Annotated in this window: 14 protein-coding genes; 4 read left to right on the forward strand and 10 right to left on the reverse strand. The window is 61.6% G+C overall.

Annotated features, from left to right (window positions below):
* Positions 1-131: 131 nt before the first annotated feature.
* Positions 132-1,547, reverse strand: coding sequence for an aldehyde dehydrogenase family protein (locus KK102_RS17045; RefSeq protein ID WP_216358075.1), 1,416 nt, complete (start codon positions 1,545-1,547; stop codon positions 132-134).
* 100 nt (positions 1,548-1,647) lie between these two features.
* Here KK102_RS17045 and KK102_RS17050 point away from each other — a divergent pair, with 100 nt between their 5' ends.
* The gene (locus KK102_RS17050) at positions 1,648-2,550 is read left to right on the forward strand and encodes a LysR family transcriptional regulator (protein WP_216358076.1); all 903 of its coding nucleotides are present in this window, start codon (positions 1,648-1,650) and stop codon (positions 2,548-2,550) included.
* Here the strand turns inward: KK102_RS17050 and KK102_RS17055 are convergent.
* Positions 2,537-3,016, reverse strand: coding sequence for a carboxymuconolactone decarboxylase family protein (locus KK102_RS17055; protein ID WP_024909883.1), 480 nt, complete (start codon positions 3,014-3,016; stop codon positions 2,537-2,539). The genes KK102_RS17050 and KK102_RS17055 overlap by 14 nt on opposite strands.
* A gap of 101 nt (positions 3,017-3,117) precedes the next feature.
* Here KK102_RS17055 and pdxR point away from each other — a divergent pair, with 101 nt between their 5' ends.
* Positions 3,118-4,506: a MocR-like pyridoxine biosynthesis transcription factor PdxR gene (gene pdxR, locus KK102_RS17060; RefSeq protein WP_216358077.1), complete on the forward strand. Its 1,389-nt coding sequence runs from the start codon at positions 3,118-3,120 to the stop codon at positions 4,504-4,506.
* Positions 4,507-4,546: 40 nt separating this feature from the next.
* Here the strand turns inward: pdxR and KK102_RS17065 are convergent, their stop codons facing one another.
* Positions 4,547-4,708, reverse strand: coding sequence for a DUF1127 domain-containing protein (locus tag KK102_RS17065; protein WP_063154866.1), 162 nt, complete (start codon positions 4,706-4,708; stop codon positions 4,547-4,549).
* A 176-nt stretch (positions 4,709-4,884) separates the two neighbouring features.
* On the opposite strand from KK102_RS17065, the gene KK102_RS17070 reads away from it, so the two are divergent.
* Positions 4,885-6,300 (forward strand): aminotransferase-like domain-containing protein, encoded by a 1,416-nt coding sequence (locus tag KK102_RS17070; protein ID WP_216358078.1) that lies wholly within the window; start codon positions 4,885-4,887, stop codon positions 6,298-6,300.
* A gap of 91 nt (positions 6,301-6,391) precedes the next feature.
* On the opposite strand, the gene KK102_RS17075 is transcribed toward KK102_RS17070, so the two are convergent.
* Positions 6,392-7,513, reverse strand: a complete 1,122-nt coding sequence (locus tag KK102_RS17075; protein WP_216358079.1) for a ribosomal protein uL16 3-hydroxylase — start codon at positions 7,511-7,513, stop codon at positions 6,392-6,394.
* A 135-nt stretch (positions 7,514-7,648) separates the two neighbouring features.
* Positions 7,649-8,251: an ATP-dependent Clp protease proteolytic subunit gene (locus KK102_RS17080; RefSeq protein ID WP_024909504.1), complete on the reverse strand. Its 603-nt coding sequence runs from the start codon at positions 8,249-8,251 to the stop codon at positions 7,649-7,651.
* 283 nt (positions 8,252-8,534) lie between these two features.
* Here KK102_RS17080 and KK102_RS17085 point away from each other — a divergent pair, with 283 nt between their 5' ends.
* Positions 8,535-9,152: a response regulator transcription factor gene (locus KK102_RS17085; RefSeq protein WP_032649964.1), complete on the forward strand. Its 618-nt coding sequence runs from the start codon at positions 8,535-8,537 to the stop codon at positions 9,150-9,152.
* Between the two features lie 3 nt (positions 9,153-9,155).
* Here the strand turns inward: KK102_RS17085 and KK102_RS17090 are convergent, their stop codons facing one another.
* The 5 genes from KK102_RS17090 to KK102_RS17110 form a co-directional block, all read right to left on the reverse strand.
* Positions 9,156-14,738, reverse strand: coding sequence for a trifunctional serine/threonine-protein kinase/ATP-binding protein/sensor histidine kinase (locus tag KK102_RS17090; protein WP_216358080.1), 5,583 nt, complete (start codon positions 14,736-14,738; stop codon positions 9,156-9,158).
* Between the two features lie 9 nt (positions 14,739-14,747).
* Positions 14,748-15,128: a response regulator transcription factor gene (locus KK102_RS17095; RefSeq protein ID WP_008501346.1), complete on the reverse strand. Its 381-nt coding sequence runs from the start codon at positions 15,126-15,128 to the stop codon at positions 14,748-14,750.
* Positions 15,129-15,148: 20 nt separating this feature from the next.
* On the reverse strand, positions 15,149-15,412 hold the full coding sequence (locus tag KK102_RS17100) for a XapX domain-containing protein (RefSeq protein ID WP_024909507.1): 264 nt from the start codon (positions 15,410-15,412) through the stop codon (positions 15,149-15,151).
* Positions 15,409-15,630 carry a DUF1427 family protein gene (locus tag KK102_RS17105; RefSeq protein WP_024909508.1) on the reverse strand — a complete coding sequence of 74 codons (222 nt, stop codon included), beginning with the start codon at positions 15,628-15,630 and terminating at the stop codon, positions 15,409-15,411. Before KK102_RS17105 ends, KK102_RS17100 begins: the two co-directional genes overlap by 4 nt.
* Positions 15,631-15,691: 61 nt before the next feature.
* On the reverse strand, positions 15,692-16,378 hold the full coding sequence (locus tag KK102_RS17110) for a hydrolase (RefSeq protein WP_008501349.1): 687 nt from the start codon (positions 16,376-16,378) through the stop codon (positions 15,692-15,694).
* Positions 16,379-16,525 lie beyond the last annotated feature (147 nt).

Raw genomic sequence — 16,525 nt, forward strand, 5'->3', positions numbered from 1 at the left:
GTTGGGGAGAGAATGCAGGAGGAAAAAGCACAATGCTTCGGCAAGAAGCGAAATGTTGTGCCGGATGGCGCTGCGCTTATCCGGCCTACGGCTCATGTAGCCCCGGTAAGCGCAGCGCCACCGGGCGGGTTTTAGCCCACAATTGACCTCGGCTCCATAAACGCCCGAATCCCCCACTCGCCCATCTCGCGCCCCACGCCGGAGTGCCTGAAGCCACCGAACGGCGCTTTCGGTTCATGGGCAAGCGTGTTCACCATCACGCGACCGGAAACAATCTGCTGCGCCACGCGTCGCGCGCGGTCAACATCGCCGCCCAGCACCATCGCGCTCAGGCCATAGTCGGTGTCGTTGGCAATGGCGATCGCCTCCGCCTCGTCCTGATAGGGGATCACGCACAGCACCGGGCCGAAGATCTCATCGCGGGCAACCGTCATCCGGTTGTTCACGTCGGCAAACAGCGTCGGACGCACAAACCAGCCGTCCTGCGTGCCTTCCGGCCGCCCTTCACCGCCCGCCAGCAGGCGCGCCCCCTCTTCGAGGCCTTTACGGATATAGCCCTGCACCCGCAGCCACTGCCTTTCGCTGACCATCGGGCCGACGTCCGTTGATTTATCGCGCGGGTCTCCGGATTTCACCGCCGCCACGGCCTGCGCCAGCGCGGCTTCGATCTCCGCCTTACGCGCCTGCGGCACCAGAATGCGCGTTCCGGCCACGCACGCCTGCCCGCTGTTCATAAACCCGGCCTGAATCACCAGCGGGATAGCCTGCGCCAGATCCACATCATCCAGCAGGATCGTCGGCGATTTACCGCCCAACTCCAGCGTCACGCGCTTAAAGCTTTCCGCCGCGTTGCGCAGGATCGCCTTGCCGGTATTCGTGGAACCGGTAAACGAAATTTTCGCCACGTCCGGATGGCGGCTAATCGTTTCGCCCACCGTCTCGCCGCGTCCGGTGACGATATTAAATACCCCTGGCGGTAATTCAGCATCGCGCAGCGCTTCGGTGACGATCCGCGTTTGCAGGGCGCTCATTTCGCTCGGCTTGACGACTGCGGTACAGCCCGCGGCGAGCGCGGCCGCCAGCTTGCCGCAGATAAACCCGGCATCGCTGTTCCACGGCGTAATCAGCCCGGCCACGCCGAGCGGCGTCATCTGCACCGTTGCTGCACCTGCGGGGGTGACAAACTCAAACGCCTCCAGCGCCTCAATGGCCTGCGCAATCACCTCCGCCGGATAGCTGGCCATCCACGCGGAGCGCGAGGCGGGCGCGCCGTACTCTTCAATGACCGCTTCCAGCAGATCGTCGTGGCGAGCGGCCACGGCGGCGTGCATACGTTTTAGCGCTGCGATGCGTTCCTGCTTTGTGGTCTGCGACCACGCCGGAAACGCCGCTTTTGCCGCCGCGATAGCGCGTTCAGCGTCAACCTCATCGGCCAGGCGAACCTGGCCGATGACCCGCGCCGTCGCCGGGTTGTACAAATCAAACCACTCGGTGCCGTGCGGAGTAACAAACTCGCCGTTAATAAAAATCTGTTCGATGGTGTGCATATAACCCTCCTCAGGCTGTGTGAGCACAGTCTGGCACGGCTTCTCCGTTGCGATAATCCACGCTATGCTGCAAGGGTTGTTTCGATTTTCAGGATAATCTATGCATCGTTCAGGTCTGACAGAGCTGGAAGTGGTGATAGCGGTGGTGCGGCGCGGCAGCTTTCGCGGCGCAGCGCAGGAGCTGGGGATGTCCGCCACGGCGGTCAGCAACGCCATCGCCGGGCTGGAGAGCCGCCTTGAGACGCGGCTTTTCAACCGCACCACCCGCAGCGTGGCGCTCACCGACGCCGGGCAGCGCTACGTGGCGCGTATCGGCCCGGCCCTGCAGGAGATCCGTCTCGCCGGGGAAGAGATCCACAGCGACACCGGAGAACCCGCCGGCACGCTGCGTCTGAACGTGCCGAACCATATCGGCACCCTGTTTCTGGACCAGCTGCTGATCGACTTTATGATCCGCTACCCGAAAATGCGCGTGGAGACCGTCAGCGAAGCGCGAATGATCGACATCGTCGCGGAAGGCTATGACGCGGGGATCCGTCTCGAAGAGTCCGTGCCGCAGGACATGGTCGCCGTGCCGCTGACCGGGGAGATCCGCCAGCTGGTCACCGCCACGCCGGACTATTTTGCACGTCACGGCATTCCGCAGACGCCGGACGATCTGCTTTCACATCAGGGGATCGGCATGCGCATGGCACACGGCGGGATCTACCGCTGGGAGCTGGCCCGTCGGGGTGAAACGTACGCCCTTGCCGTGCCGCCTCGCTTTGCGACGTCCGATCTTTTTGCCTCGATCCGAGCCGTGAAAGCGGGGTTAGGGGTGGGGTTTTTACCGGAACTCTATATTCAGGACGAGCTGAAAAGCGGGGAGCTGATGAGCGTCCTAAACGACTGGGCGCAGCCGTTTGCCGGGCTGCGCCTGTACTACCCCGGCCATCGCCACGTCCCGCCAGGGCTACGGGCGCTGGTGGCGATGGTCCGCGAGCGCGGGATTATTCCAGGTTAGCCTTATTCAGCCCGTAAGCCGCGTCCAGCGCGCCGGGTTCCATGCGGGAGGTGATCCCCAGACGGTTCCAGGCGTTGATCGCCACGATGGCGAAGTTCAGCTCTGAAATCTCCACGTCCGAGAAGTGCTCCGCCACGCTGCGGTAGAGCGCATCACTGACACCGTGAACGCCAATCTGGGTCAGCGCTTCGGTGAAGGCCAGCGCCGCTTTCTCGCGGGCGCTGAACAGCGGGGACTCGCGCCAGGCCGCCAGATGGTACAGGCGCAGCTCGCGCTCGCCGGCGATTTTCGCCTCTTTTGAGTGCATATCCAGACAGAAGGTGCAGCCGTTCAGCTGCGACACGCGAATGTCGATCAGGTGCTTCAGCGCCGGGTCGATGGAGGTTTTTGCCACCTCCATGCTCAGGGCAGACAGCGCGTTGGCGAGGGCAGGTGTAACTTTATGGTGGTTAACGCGAGTGCTCATTGTCTTTCCTCTTTTTGTGCGGCATGTGTCATGCGATGGGGCAAATCTACGCCGTTCATGACATAGTAAAAAGATACAAAAAGCGTGAAACGAGGTAGGACATGAAGCCGGGCTATCACGAGATTTATTCCCGCTATCGCGACAACATCACGCGCGGCGTGCTGAAGCCGGGCGATAAGGTGCCAGCCATCCGCGTGCTGGCGGAAGAGCTGAAGGTGGCGCGTAAAACCGTCGAAACGGCGTACGCCATTCTGACGGGCGAAGGGTATCTGGTGAGCCAGGGCGCGCGCGGCACGCGGGTTAACCCGGACTTACTGTTGCCGGATAAGACTTCCCCTGCGGAACAAACCACCGGTACGCTTCCGGCATCGCTCATCAGCCAGCGCGAGCGGGCCGGGTTTCTGCGCCCCGGCATCCCCGCCCTCGACAGCTTCCCGTATAAAAAGTGGCTGCTGCTGGCGGGCCAGGCGACGCGGGCTATGCGTCAGGAGGAGATGCTCAACCCGCCTGTTCTGGGGTGGTATCCGCTGCGCCAGGCCATTGCCAGCTACCTCAATATCTCGCGCGGGCTGTCCTGCAGCGCCGAACAGGTGCTGATCACCAGCGGCTACAGCGGCAGCCTGCGGCTGATCCTCGACACCCTCGCCAGCCGCAGCGACAAGGTGGTGTTTGAAGATCCGGGCTATTTTATGGGCCAGCAGCTGCTGAAGCGGATCGTGCCGCGCCTGCACACCGTGCCGGTCGACCGTTCAGGTATCGATACGGACTACCTGCTGCGTCACCATCGCGACGCCCGTTTTGCCATCGTCACCCCGTCGCACCAGAGCCCGCTGGCGGTCACGCTCTCCCTGCCGCGTAAGCAGCAGCTGCTCGACTGGGCCAGCCAGAACGAGGCGTGGATTATCGAAGACGATTACGACGGGGAGTTTCACTACACCCGCAAGGTGCTGCCGTCGCTGAAAAGCCTCGACCATCACGACCGGGTGATTTTTATGGGCACCTTCAGCAAAACCATCATGCCGTCGCTGCGCATGGGCTACGTGGTGATGCCCGCCAGCACCGTCGGCGCCTTTACCGACTGCGCGGACATCACCACCAGCGGCCAGCCGGTGCTGACGCAGAAGATCCTCACCGCGTTTCTCAACGAAGGGCACTTTTTCCGTCACCTGAAAAAGATGCGCGCGCTGTATCAGACCCGCCGCGACTGGATGATTGCCGCCCTGCGCGAGGTGTATGGCGATCTGTTTTTCACCGAGCAAAACGACGGCGGGATGCATATCGTGGCGTTCCTGACCAAAGGAAGCCGTGACCGGGAAGTGGCGCGCTGCTGGCAGGAACAGCAGCTGCAGGTCAATGCGCTTTCGGAGTGGTATCGCGGTTCCGGGAAGCGCTACGGGCTGGTGATGGGCTATAACAACGTGCGCTCGTATGAAGAGGCGGTTGAACTGCTGGAAAGGCCGAAGCGGCAGACGTTTGCGCTGTTGCGCTAACCATCGCCGGGTGGCGGCTTCGCCTTACCCGGCCTACGGTTTAAATATCATTGCGCGACAACCCAACGTCCTTGAGCTGCTCGTCGCTCATCTGGCTCAGGATGCGGCGGGTGCGGTTGATGCGATACCAGTTACGCAGCGTTTTTGCGATCCAGACGAACACAATAAACGGACGTTTTGAACGATTCTCGTAGAATTCCATGATGCTCTCCTCACTGTGTCAGTGGGGTTATCATCCCGGAAATCCACCCGTGCAATACAGATGCAAAAACAACTTTTGTTTAACATACAGATCCGCTAAAACAGTATCTGCATGGCAATTTTCGCAGCAATCTGTACTGGTTTTATAATCTGTATGGTGAAAACAAAGGATACAGCATGACACGCTACCAACATCTGGCCAATCTTCTGGCTGAACGCATTGAACAAGGGCTGTATCGCAGCGGCGAACGTCTGCCGTCGGTGCGCACGCTGAGCCAGGAGCACGGCGTGAGCATCAGCACCATACAGCAGGCCTACCAGATCCTCGAAAACCTCCAACTGATCACGCCCCAGCCGCGCTCCGGCTATTTTGTCTCGCCGCGCAAAGCCCAGCCGCCCGTCCCGGCGATGACGCGCCCGGTGCAGCGCCCCGTGGACGTTACCCAGTGGGATGAGGTGATGATGCTGCTCGACGCCCGCGCCGACAAAGAGATGATCTCCTTTGGCGGCGGTTCGCCGGACATTAACCAGCCGAGCCTGAAGCCCCTGTGGCGCGAGATGAGCCGCATCGCGCAGCATAATCCCGGCGAGATGCTGAGCTATGACGTGCTCGACGGGCGCCTGGAGCTGCGTGAGCAGATTGCCCGCCTGATGCTCGACGGCGGCTCCACCGTCTCGGCAAGCGACATTGTCATTACCAACGGCTGCCACGGCGCGCTGTCTATCGCCCTGCTCTCGGTGTGCAAACCGGGGGATATCGTGGCGGTGGAATCGCCGTCGTTTCACGGCACCATGCAGATGCTGCGCGGGTTTGACATCAAGGCGATTGAAATTCCGACCGATCCCGAGACCGGAATCAGCATCGAAGCGCTAGAGCTGGCAATGGAGCAGTGGCCAATCAAGGCGGTGATCCTGGTGCCCAACTGCAATAACCCGCTCGGGTTTATCATGCCGGAAGCGCGGAAAAAGCAGGTGCTGGCCCTCGCCCAGCGGCACGATATCGTGATTGTCGAGGATGATATTTACGGCGAGCTGGCGGCAGAGTACCCGCGCCCGCGCACCATTCATTCGATGGATATCGACGGCCGCGTGATCCTCTGCAGCTCGTTTACCAAAACCGTGGCGCCGGGCCTGCGCGTCGGCTGGATTGTGCCGGGGCGCTACTACGACCGGGTGATGCACATGAAATACGCCGCCGGCGGGTTTAACGTGCCGGGCACGCAGATGGCGGTGGCGGCGTTTATTCGCGACGGTCATTACCATCGCCACGTGCGCCGTATGCGCCAGATTTATCAGCAGAATATGGAAACCTACACCTGCTGGGTGCGGCAGTATTTTCCGGCAGAGATTTGCGTCACGCGCCCGCAGGGCAGCTTCCTGCTGTGGATTGAGCTGCCGGAGAAGGTCGATATGGTATGCGTCAGCAAGCAGCTGTGCCGGCTGAAGATCCAGGCCGCGGCCGGGTCGCTGTTTTCCGCCTCCGGGAAGTACCGCAACTGTCTGCGGATCAACGTGGCGCTGCCGCCGACGGACAAAAACCGCGAGGCGCTGAAGAAGCTGGGTGAAGCGATTGTGATTGCGATGGAGGAGTAGTGTTTTGCCGGGTGGCGGCTTCGCCTTACCCGGCCTACGTTCTTGCCGTTGTAGGCCCGGTAAGCGCAGCGCCACCGGGCAACAGGCCGCACTACTCGTCGAAGTACCAGTACCCCTGGTTAATCAGCCCGGTGAGCTCCTCGACAAACGCCGGGTTGTTCAGCGCATCGCCCAGCTCGGCCTGGCCCAACTCGGTGTAGCGGCACAGCGCATCCGCCGCCTTCGCGTCTACCGTCTCCAGCTGTTCGCTGTTGATGAAGAAGCTGCCGTTGATGTTCAACACGCGCAGGCCGCTCAGGCGAGACAGCATTTCGCCGCCCTGCAGCGCGTCCAGCACCTCTTCCGGCGCGTACGGCGGCTCGGCGGCGGCGATATCCAGCTCGTGGCGCGGCGTGGAGACAAAGCTGCCGAACCATTTTGTGAAATCATCGGGCTTGCCGATCATGTCAATCATCATCTGACGAATGCGATCGAGCTCGTACTGCTCCACGCGGCCCGGGTGTTCGCGGCAGGTCAGATCCGGATCGCTGTAGTGCTCGCCGCCCAGATCGTTTTCCAGCGCGTAATCGGCGAAGCTGCTGATCAGATCGCGACCGTTTGGCCCGCGGAAGCCGACGGAGTAGTTGAGCGCCGTCTCATGGGTAAAGCCGTCGTGCGGGAATCCAGGCGGGATGTAGAGGATATCGCCCGGGGCCAGATCTTCGTCGATGATCGGCTCGAACGGATCCACGTGCAGCAGCGCCGGATGCGGGCAGAACTGACGCATCGGCAGCTTGTCACCCACGCGCCAACGGCGGCTGCCCATCCCCTGAATGATAAACACGTCGTACTGATCGATATGCGGACCCACGCCGCCGCCCGGCACGGAGAAGGAGATCATCAGGTCATCCAAACGCCAGTCCGGCAGAACGCGGAACGGACGCACCAGCTCCGCCGCGGGCATATGCCAGTGGTTCACCGCCTGCGCCAGCAGCGACCAGCCGGTTTCGCCCAGATCGTCAAAGTGCTCAAACGGGCCGTTGCTGGCCTGCCATTTGCCGTTGAAATGGCTCACCAGACGGCTATCGACCTCCGGCTCCATCGCCAGCCCTGCCAGCTCGTCCGGGGTAATCGGGTCGACAAAGTTCGGGAAGGCATTTTTCAGCACGACGGGTTGTTTTTGCCAGTATTTCTCAAGAAATTCCGGCCAGTTCAGGTTCAGTTGATACGCCATGGGTAGCACCAGTGAGAAGGGAAACAGGCGCGATTATAGGCAAGAAGGCAGAAGGGGAACTTGTCATGGGTCAAACCCGCACGTGTAGGTCGGGTAAGGCGAAGCCGCCACCCGACACAAACACGCCGCGAAAACTTAATCCAGCTTCAGCTCGTCATAGTGGGTAATCAGTTTACCCACGATACCGTAGTCCAGCGCTTCCGCCGGCGACATCCAGAAGTTGCGGTCGGTGTCTTTTTTCACTTTTTCCAGCGGCTGACCGGTGGCGTCGGCGATCAGCTTGTTCACACGATCCAGCATGCGGATGATCTCGCGCGCTTCGATCTCAATATCCGTCGCCTGACCGCGCACGCCGCCCAGCGGCTGGTGGATCATAAAGCGGGTATTGGGCAGCGAGTAGCGGTGCTCTTTTTTCGCGGCCAGGAAGATGGTGATCCCGGCGCTCGCGACCCAGCCGGTGCCGATCACGTGCACTTCCGGACGAATGAATTTGATGAAGTCGTGGATGGTGTCGCCCGCTTCCACGTGGCCGCCCTGGCTGTTGATGTACAGCTTGATCGGATCGTTGCTGACGCTTTGCAGCAGGATCATCTGGGTGATCACTTTCTGCGCCAGCTCCTGGTTGATCTCACCGGAAATCACAATCGAACGGGACTCCAGCAGTTTTTGCTGCAGAGCGCCCGCGCCGTTTGACCCTTCCGCTTTTTCCTTGTCGCTTTCTTTCAGTGTGTAGTGCATTGTTATGTCCTCAGCATTTAGCGCTCAAAACCAGAGTGTAGCCTGTTTTACCGATCAAAGTCCTCACCGGCAAATCACGAGGGAGCTCGTGCACATTGCCCATGTTGCACGCGTTTCGTTCCTTCACCGCCCCCGCCCGGATCGCTATACTTCATATGATTATCATATTGTTAAATGATAATTATATTTAATGTGTTAAGATGAAAGTCAGCATAAACAGTCCCTTACGTCACTCCTGGGGCTGTTTGCATCCTCGACATGTAAAACAGCACCGGGGCGGTGAATGGAACACATTGTGTATGTGGTTGATGACGATGACGCAGTCAGACAGTCCGTGATCGGGCTGCTGGAATCCGCTGACTTAAACGCCATCGGCTTTTCATCGGCAGAAGCGTTTCTTCAGCACCGCTTTGAAGAGCTCCCTTCGTGTGTGGTCCTCGATATGCAGATGCCCACCATCTCCGGTTTTGATGTAGCAGATGCCCTCAAGGACAGCGGGCGCGAGATCCCGATTATTTTTCTCACCGGCCACGGCACCATCCCGATGTCGGTGCGCGCCATTAAAGGCGGCGCTTACGAATTTCTTACCAAACCCGTCGAATCCACCGCGCTTATCGACGCCATTGAGTCAGCGCTGCAGCTGGCGGAAAACAACGCCGAGCGCAATAAAGAGCACTACGCCCTGAAGCAGCGCCATCTCTCCCTCACGCCGCGCGAACACGAGGTGCTCACGCTGGCGATAAGCGGCATGCTGAACAAGCAAATTGCCGCCGAGCTGGGCGTCAGCGAGATCACGGTGAAAGTGCATCGCCGCCGCGTAATGGAGAAAATGCAGGTGCGCTCCGTGGCAGAGCTGGTCAGGGCCGTTGAGCGCCTGACCAAAAGCCAGCCTGCGGAGTAACGTTTACCCTTCCTGCGCCGCCAGCGGCAGCGCAAAGGCAAACACCGTGCCGTAAGGCTCCCGGCGGCGCGCGCTCAGCTTCCCGCAGTGGCGCTCGATGATGCTGGCGCTGATGGTCAGCCCCATCCCCATCCCCTGCGCTTTGGTGGAGTAGAACGAGTCAAAGATCTGCTCCAGCCGCTCGGGCTCAATGCCGCTCCCGGTATCGGCGATCTCAACGATCGCTTTCCCGTCCGCGTTGCTGGTGCTGAGGGTGATAGTGCAGGCGCGATCCTTCACCTCTGCCATCGCCTCAACGGCGTTCATCACCAGGTTAAGCAGCACCTGCTGGATCTGCACGCTATCGCCGGTGATAAAGCTGTCCTGCGCCTTCAACAGGTAATCAACGCTAATGTGTCGCTGCTCCAGCTCGCTGCGGGAGAGCGCGATGATATGGTGGATCAGATAGTGCAGATCGATGCGCGAGAAGGTGGGATCCTGCTTGCGGGTCAGGGACTGGATGCTGCGAATGATCTCCCCCGCCCGCGCGCCTTCCGCGGCGATCTCTTCCAGCCCTTCCCGCACTTTATCCAGCCGGGCCGGCTCCCGGCTGAGCCAGCGCAGGCTCGCTCCGGCGTTAGAGACGATCGACATCAGCGGCTGGTTGATCTCGTGGGCGATGGAGGAGGTCAGCTGCCCGACGGTGGTGGCGCGGGACACCCTCGCCAGATCCGCCTGCGCCACCCGCATGGCATCCTCCGCGGCGCGCTGGCTGGTGATATCGGTGATGATGCCGTAATACTCGTTCACCTCGCTGCCCACGCCCACCGGATCGCCAATCCCGAGGATATAGCGCGTTGAACCGTCGGTACGCTTGACCCGAAACTCCGCGCGCATGGAGAGCCCTTCGCGCACGCTCTGCGTGACGATGGTGCTGATGCGGGCGTAATCGTCTTCATGAACGAAGGTCAAAAACTCCGCCATGGAGATCATCTTTTGCTGCTCGGGCAGGCCGAGGATGCGGGCGTACTCCTCCGAGACAAACATCAGATCCTGCTCCAGCTCCCAGCGCCAGCTGCCGGTGTGGCTGATCTGCTCGCCCAGCATCAGCGAGGTCTGGCTGGCGCGCAGCTCTTTTTCCACCCGACGGCGCTGGATGTTCTCCCCCAGCAGCTCGGCGTACAGCCGCGCCGTCTCCAGGGAGACCGCGGCCTGCGCCCCCAGCAGGCTCACCACGCGAGAATGCTCGGCGGTGAAGACTTCCGGCATCAGGCGGTTTTCCAGGTAGAGCACGCCCACCAGCCGCGCCTGTTTGAACATCGGGACGCACATGACGGCCGCTCCCGAGGTCACCAGATAGGGATCCTGACTGAAGGGGTGAAACTCCTCCGGCTTACCGGTGCGGATCTCCTGCCCGGTGCGGATCACCGCCGCCAGCACCGACAGGGGCATGTCGGTCGCCGTCGGCACGTCTTTCAGGATCCGCACCCGCACGCCTTCGGTGCTGGTCCAGGCGCTGGCCTCGATCTCCGGGATCAGGTTATCGCTCACGCGAAGCAGCAGGCCGCGCTGCGCCCCGGCGCGTTCGAGGAGGATCGTCATCAGGTTTTCGATTAAGCGCTCGAGGTTGATCTCTTCCGACAGCGCGCGGGAGGCTTTGATGACGCTCTGCAGATCGCGGATGGTCTCGTTCTGGGCGAAGGCCACCGTGTCATAGGCGCTCGCCTGCCCGGAGGCCAGCAGATGCGGGAAATCCTGCTCCAGCTGGCGCACCTTGGCCTGCGCGCCCGCCCGGCCCCAGGCGGCAATTGCGCCGCGGAAGTGTGCGTCCGAGGCGGTCGGGTAGCCGCAGGCCATCGCAAAGCGCCCCGCCAGCTCGTGGGCCAGGGCATTAATCGGATTAAATCCGCCCTCGCGGGAGAGCCGGACCGCCTTCTCATACTGCTCAAGCGCGATGCTGTTCATCCCGTCAAGACGCACGATTTCGGCGTAGATCAGCGCCTCTTTATCCGCGAACGTGCCGGGATTAATGCGCGCCCAGAGGGCGATTTTGTCATAGTGGGCGTGAATGCTGCGACGGTGGTTCGCCGAGAAGGTCTCCGGCGTTAGCTGACGCGAAAGCGCCAGGGCGCTGTAAAGATGGTAATCCAGCAGATGGATATGCCCAGGCGCAGACCACGCGTACCACCCCGCCATCTCGAGATCCGCCTGCGCGTCGGCATACTCGCCGCAGGTAAAGTGCGCCATGCCGCGGTAGAGCCAGTACCAGAACAGCATGGTGGAGGTCTGCTCCGGCGCCTGCTCCGGCGACGCGGGCAGCAGCGCCTCCGGCAGCACCTGCGATGCGGTCCAGGTGCCGATAACCGGCGTGCGCAGGAACTCAACGTAGCCGCGCTGGACCATCAAAATGGTCTCCACGTCCTGGAAGTGGGTTTTACGCACGAACGCCAGGCCGCGATCGATGCTGGTCAGCACCCCGTCCAGGTGATCGCCCCGGGAGAGGAAGTTAATGACCTGGTGGCAGGCCGCAAAGCAGGCCATCGTCATATCCCCGTGGGTCACCGCCGAGGTAAAACAGGCTTTCGCGCACTCGATGGTAAACGATAAAGGCTGGGTCCAGACGCTGAGCTGGTCGAGCGGCAGCAGGGTTTTGGCTTCGAACGCGTCGTAGCCGTGGCGATTCACCAGCTCGCGGGCCAGGGTGCCGTACTGGAAGCCGAGGCGATACTCGGCGTAGCGGTGGCCCATCAGCACGCCAAACCAGGCCATCGCCGTGGTGGAGGCGCCGGTAATACCGTGGTCGAGCGTCAGGTGCATCATGCGGCAAAGCAGCAAAAAGTGCAGGCGCGGACAGATGAAGCTGGCGCAAATGCTGGCGCTGTATAGCAGGTTCATCACCGCTTCGGTTTCCGGGTTATCCATCCGCGAGAGCGGGGCAAACAGGGTTTGCGGCGCGTCGCCCGCGCGATTACAGAAGTGTTCCCAGGCCTCGTCGCAGTCGGCATCTTCCGGATAGCGGCCGATCTGAATACCGAATACCCCCAGCCAGCAGAGCGCCGCCTCCAGCGCCAGACGGCTATCCGACTGGCGAATGTACACTTCCACCAGCAGATTGGCCGCCAGCGCCTTTTCGGTCAGCCCACCGGGGCAGCCGAGAATGGCGTCACACAGCTCGCGGGTGCGCTCCAGGTGCCCCAGCGCAAACTCGCAGCCCGCCTCTTCGATATCGAGCATAAAGTCTGACACCGTCCCGGCGTTGCCCAGCGCTCGGGCAGTCTGGATATAGCTCAGCGCCGAGAGATAATCCCCCGAGCGTTTCGCGCGTCGCGCGGCCAGCAGGCTCAGCTCGCGGAACATCTGGCGCTGCGGGGCGGGCTGGATGCTGTCCAGCGCGGCCGTGACGTGATGTACGGCGCGAAACAGCAGCTCGTTCCCCGCCGCCTGCCGCGCGGCGTCGGCCAGCAGGCTGGCGGTAGTCAGATGAAGATGGCTTTTCTCATGCCGATCCAGCAGCGCAAAGGCGGCCTCCTGCACCCGGTCGTGGGTGAAGGAGTACGCTTTCTCCGTCAGCACGATCAGCTGCGCCATGACCGCCGGATGCAGCGCGTAGCGCATTTCCGCCATCGATATACCAACCACGCGGCAGATCATCTCCATTTCGCCCGTGCCGCCGAGGCAGGCAAGGCTGCCCAGCAGGCGACGCGTCTCGTCGGGCAACTCTTCCAGCTTCTCCAGCACCAGGGTGACGACGTTTTCGGTGTAATGCCGGGCGCGGATCGCCTGCAGATCGTAGTGCCACTTGTCCTGATATTTGTTGTGCACCACCAGCCCGTCATCGACGATGCGGCGGAAAAATTCGTGTACAAAGAGCGGGTTGCCCCCGGTCTTTTCATGGATCAGCGTGGCGAGGTCGGTCGTCGCCGTGCTGCGGGTACGAAATACCGTCCCCAGCCAGCGGGACACGGCTTTGACAGAGAGCGCCTGCGGGACAATTTCGCTCGCGTGCTGTGCCGCCTCCGGCAGGCTCGCCAGCTGCTGTTGCAGCGTGGGTTCGGACAGCGAACCGATATCGCGGTGAGCGACCACCACCAGCAGCGGGATCGCGCCGCAGTTCACCAGCAGGTAGTTGAGCGTATGCAGGCTGGCGGCGTCGCTCCACTGGAGATCGTCGAGTACCAGCACCAGCGGGCAGCCCTGCGAGGCAAAGGTTTTCACCAGCGCCAGCACCATATGGCTGAAGCGCGCCCGGGCATCAATGGAAAACGTATCCGCCGGGAAGCGCGGTTTGCGCTCAAGCAGCAGGCCCAGCTCGGGCACGAGGCTCACGGCCAGCGCCTCGTGTCCTTCCAGGGCGCGAGAAAGACGGATTTTCCATTTCGCCACCTCGTCTGCCGGCAGGCCCAGCAGGTGCAGGGTCAGGGGGCGGAATGCGGAGCTTAATACACCGTAGGGCAATGACGGTGAAAACTGATCCACTTTGCCCACCGCCAGCAGCACCGTACGCTGCTGGAGCGTTTTTAACGCCGTCGCAATGATAGAGGATTTGCCGATCCCCGACGGCCCGCCGATGGTCACCAGCTCCGGCACGCGGTTCTGCCCCACCCGCTCAAACGCGGCAATGACGTCATTCGCCTGCGGATGCGTCGCGAACAGCGAGTCCGCCAGAAGGATCGCCGGGGTGCGGTCCTGCTGGCCGGGGGTAAAGGCGACGATCTCGCCCTCACCGGTCAACGTCGCCTGGCAGCGGCGGAGGTCGGCAATCAGCCCGTCAACCGTCTGGTAGCGGTTATCGGGGTGCTTCTCCAGCAGCTTCAGGATGATGGTCGACAGCATTCCCGGCACGTCAGGGCGTATCGCATCCGGGGCCAGCGGCGCCGAGGCAATATGGTAGTGCGCCCAGTTGGTCCGATCGTCCTCCCCCAGTTCAAACGGCAGGCGTCCGGTCAGGAGTTCATACAGCACCACGCCGAGGCTGTAGAGATCGCTGCGGCCATCGACGGGGCGCTGGGTGCGGGAGGTGTGCTCCGGGGACATATACGCCGGCGTGCCGCCTGAAACGGCAAGCCGGGTCTGCGCGAAGGCGCCGGAGAGGCTGCATGAAAGGCCAAAGCTGCCCAGACGGCAGGTGGCATCGTGATGAACAAAAATATTGCCGGGCTTGATATCGCCGTGGATCAGGTTTTGCAGATGCATCTGGCGCAGAGGAACGCAGATCTGGATCGCCAGCTCGATAAAGCGCGCGATCCCCGAGATCGCCCTGCCCGCGCGCCGCGCCAGCAGCTCAAACGAAAACGGGGCGTACACCAGCGCGAAGCGTCCCCGGTACTGTGTGGACGCGACGGCGCGAATGGCCCAGCTGTCCTGCAGCGCGTCACGCAGCGCAAACTCGTTTTTCAGCAGCCGGGTGGCCCGCTCTTCCTCTTCGTCGCTGACCGCGGTGGCGATAATGAACGAGCCGCCGGAATGAGGATGTCGCGCGTGCATCCAGGCGATTCCGCCCTCCTGCGCCAGCACGGTAAAAATCACATCCTCTTTAAGGACAAAAACCCGCCCCTGGTGAAGATTCCCCTGGGCGGGCCAGAATGCAGGCTGCTCGTGTTCGTTCATCCGCGATCCTTATTGTCGGCGGGCCAGCTCCCGCTGAATATGATCCAGCAGAATATCGATGTTAATCGGCTTACGCAAAAAAGCAGCGGCGCCCAGACCGAGAGCATACCGCTGCATATTTTCATCAGCATGGCCGGAGATAAAGAGCACGGGCGGAGGCGGTACGGCCAGCAGCCGCAGCTTGTCAAACAGCTCAAGGCCGCTCATGCCCCGGAGCTTGATATCGGTGATCACCAGCGCCGCGCCGGACAGGGCAAGCGGATGGCTCAGAAATACCTCTGCCGAATCAAACGTGTCGGTTGAATAGCCTTCCGACTCCAGGAGATTACTCAACCCGCTGCGGACGGAACGTTCGTCATCAATGATGGCAATGCGCCACGGCAGCGTCATGCTGTTATTCCTCTAACCAGTCATTTAACGTCGCGAGGGTCCTTCGCGGGCGCAGGGGGCGCCGTGCCGCTGATTTTCGGTACGCATTCGTGACGAAACCAGGCGAGGGTGAGCGGTTCGCGACTCAGTAAACGTCGTCCCACCGGGATGAGCTGTTCGCCCACCAGCATGCCGAACAGGCCAAGCAGGGCGACAACCGGCGGTGCCGGGGAATGGACGTCGAGCAGAGCGTAAATTACCCCAGCAACCACGCCGCACACCAGCGAAATTATCCATGCTTTCATGATGACGCTCCCGTCTGCGATGCCGCCTGCGGAACGGTCACCTGAGGAGGTGGGGCGCCGTCGCGGGATAAGAGATGGCGCGTCGCCTGTTCGCCCGCCAGCATCCCGAGCAGGCCAATCAGCGCCAGCGCGGGCGGCGCGGGGGAGCGCACCTTCAGCACGGCATACATCAGGCCAATCAACACGCCTGCCGCAAGGGATATCAGCCCAGTACTCATCGTGAACTCCAGAGAAAGAGACAGCGGCGAGCCGGATGAGGGACCAGCCCGCCGACGGGACTTAGCGAGCCGGGACCGGCGCTAAGGTGCGGTGCTCGCTCTTCTGGCGAGACGGCGCTTTATGCACCATGGTGTAGGCGTAATCCACGCCCATGCCGTACGCGCCGGAGTGCTCGCGCACGATGTCCATCACCGCGGTGTAGGTCTCTTTACGCGCCCAGTCGCGCTGCCACTCCAGCATTACCTGCTGCCAGGTCACCGGGATCACGCCCGCCTGGATCATGCGCTGCATCGCGTAGTCGTGGGCTTCTTTGGAGGTGCCGCCGGACGCGTCCGCCACCATATAAATTTCGTAGTCGCCTTCCAGCATCGCGCACAGGGCAAAGCTGTTGTTGCACACTTCGGTCCACAGACCGGCCACCACGACCTTCTTCTTGCCGTTGGCCTTCAGCGCGTCGCGCACCTTCTGGTCGTCCCAGGAGTTCATGGAGGTACGCTCCAGAATGTCCTGACCCGGGAACACGTCCAGCAGCTCAGGATAGGTGTTACCGGAGAAGCTTTCGGTCTCTACGGTGGTGATGATGGTCGGGATGTTGAACACCTTAGCCGCTTTCGCCAGCGCCACGGTGTTGTTTTTCAGCACCTGGCGGTCAATTGACTGCACGCCAAACGCCATCTGTGGCTGATGATCGATAAAGATGATCTGACAGTTCGCAGGGGTTAACACTTCGAGCTTTGAAGAGGTCATAGCATTTTCCAGTGGTTAAGGGTATAAATCGCCGCGAGCGCCGCGACGATAAAGTCACCCTCATCCTGCGGTTTTCCCTCTCCGCGCGTAATTATCTCTTCGTATAGTTAACCTTAGGTATAGTTATACTTTGGTATACCTATCCTA

Source organism: Enterobacter quasimori, assembly GCF_018597345.1.
GTDB classification, from domain to species: Bacteria; Pseudomonadota; Gammaproteobacteria; order Enterobacterales; family Enterobacteriaceae; genus Enterobacter; species Enterobacter mori.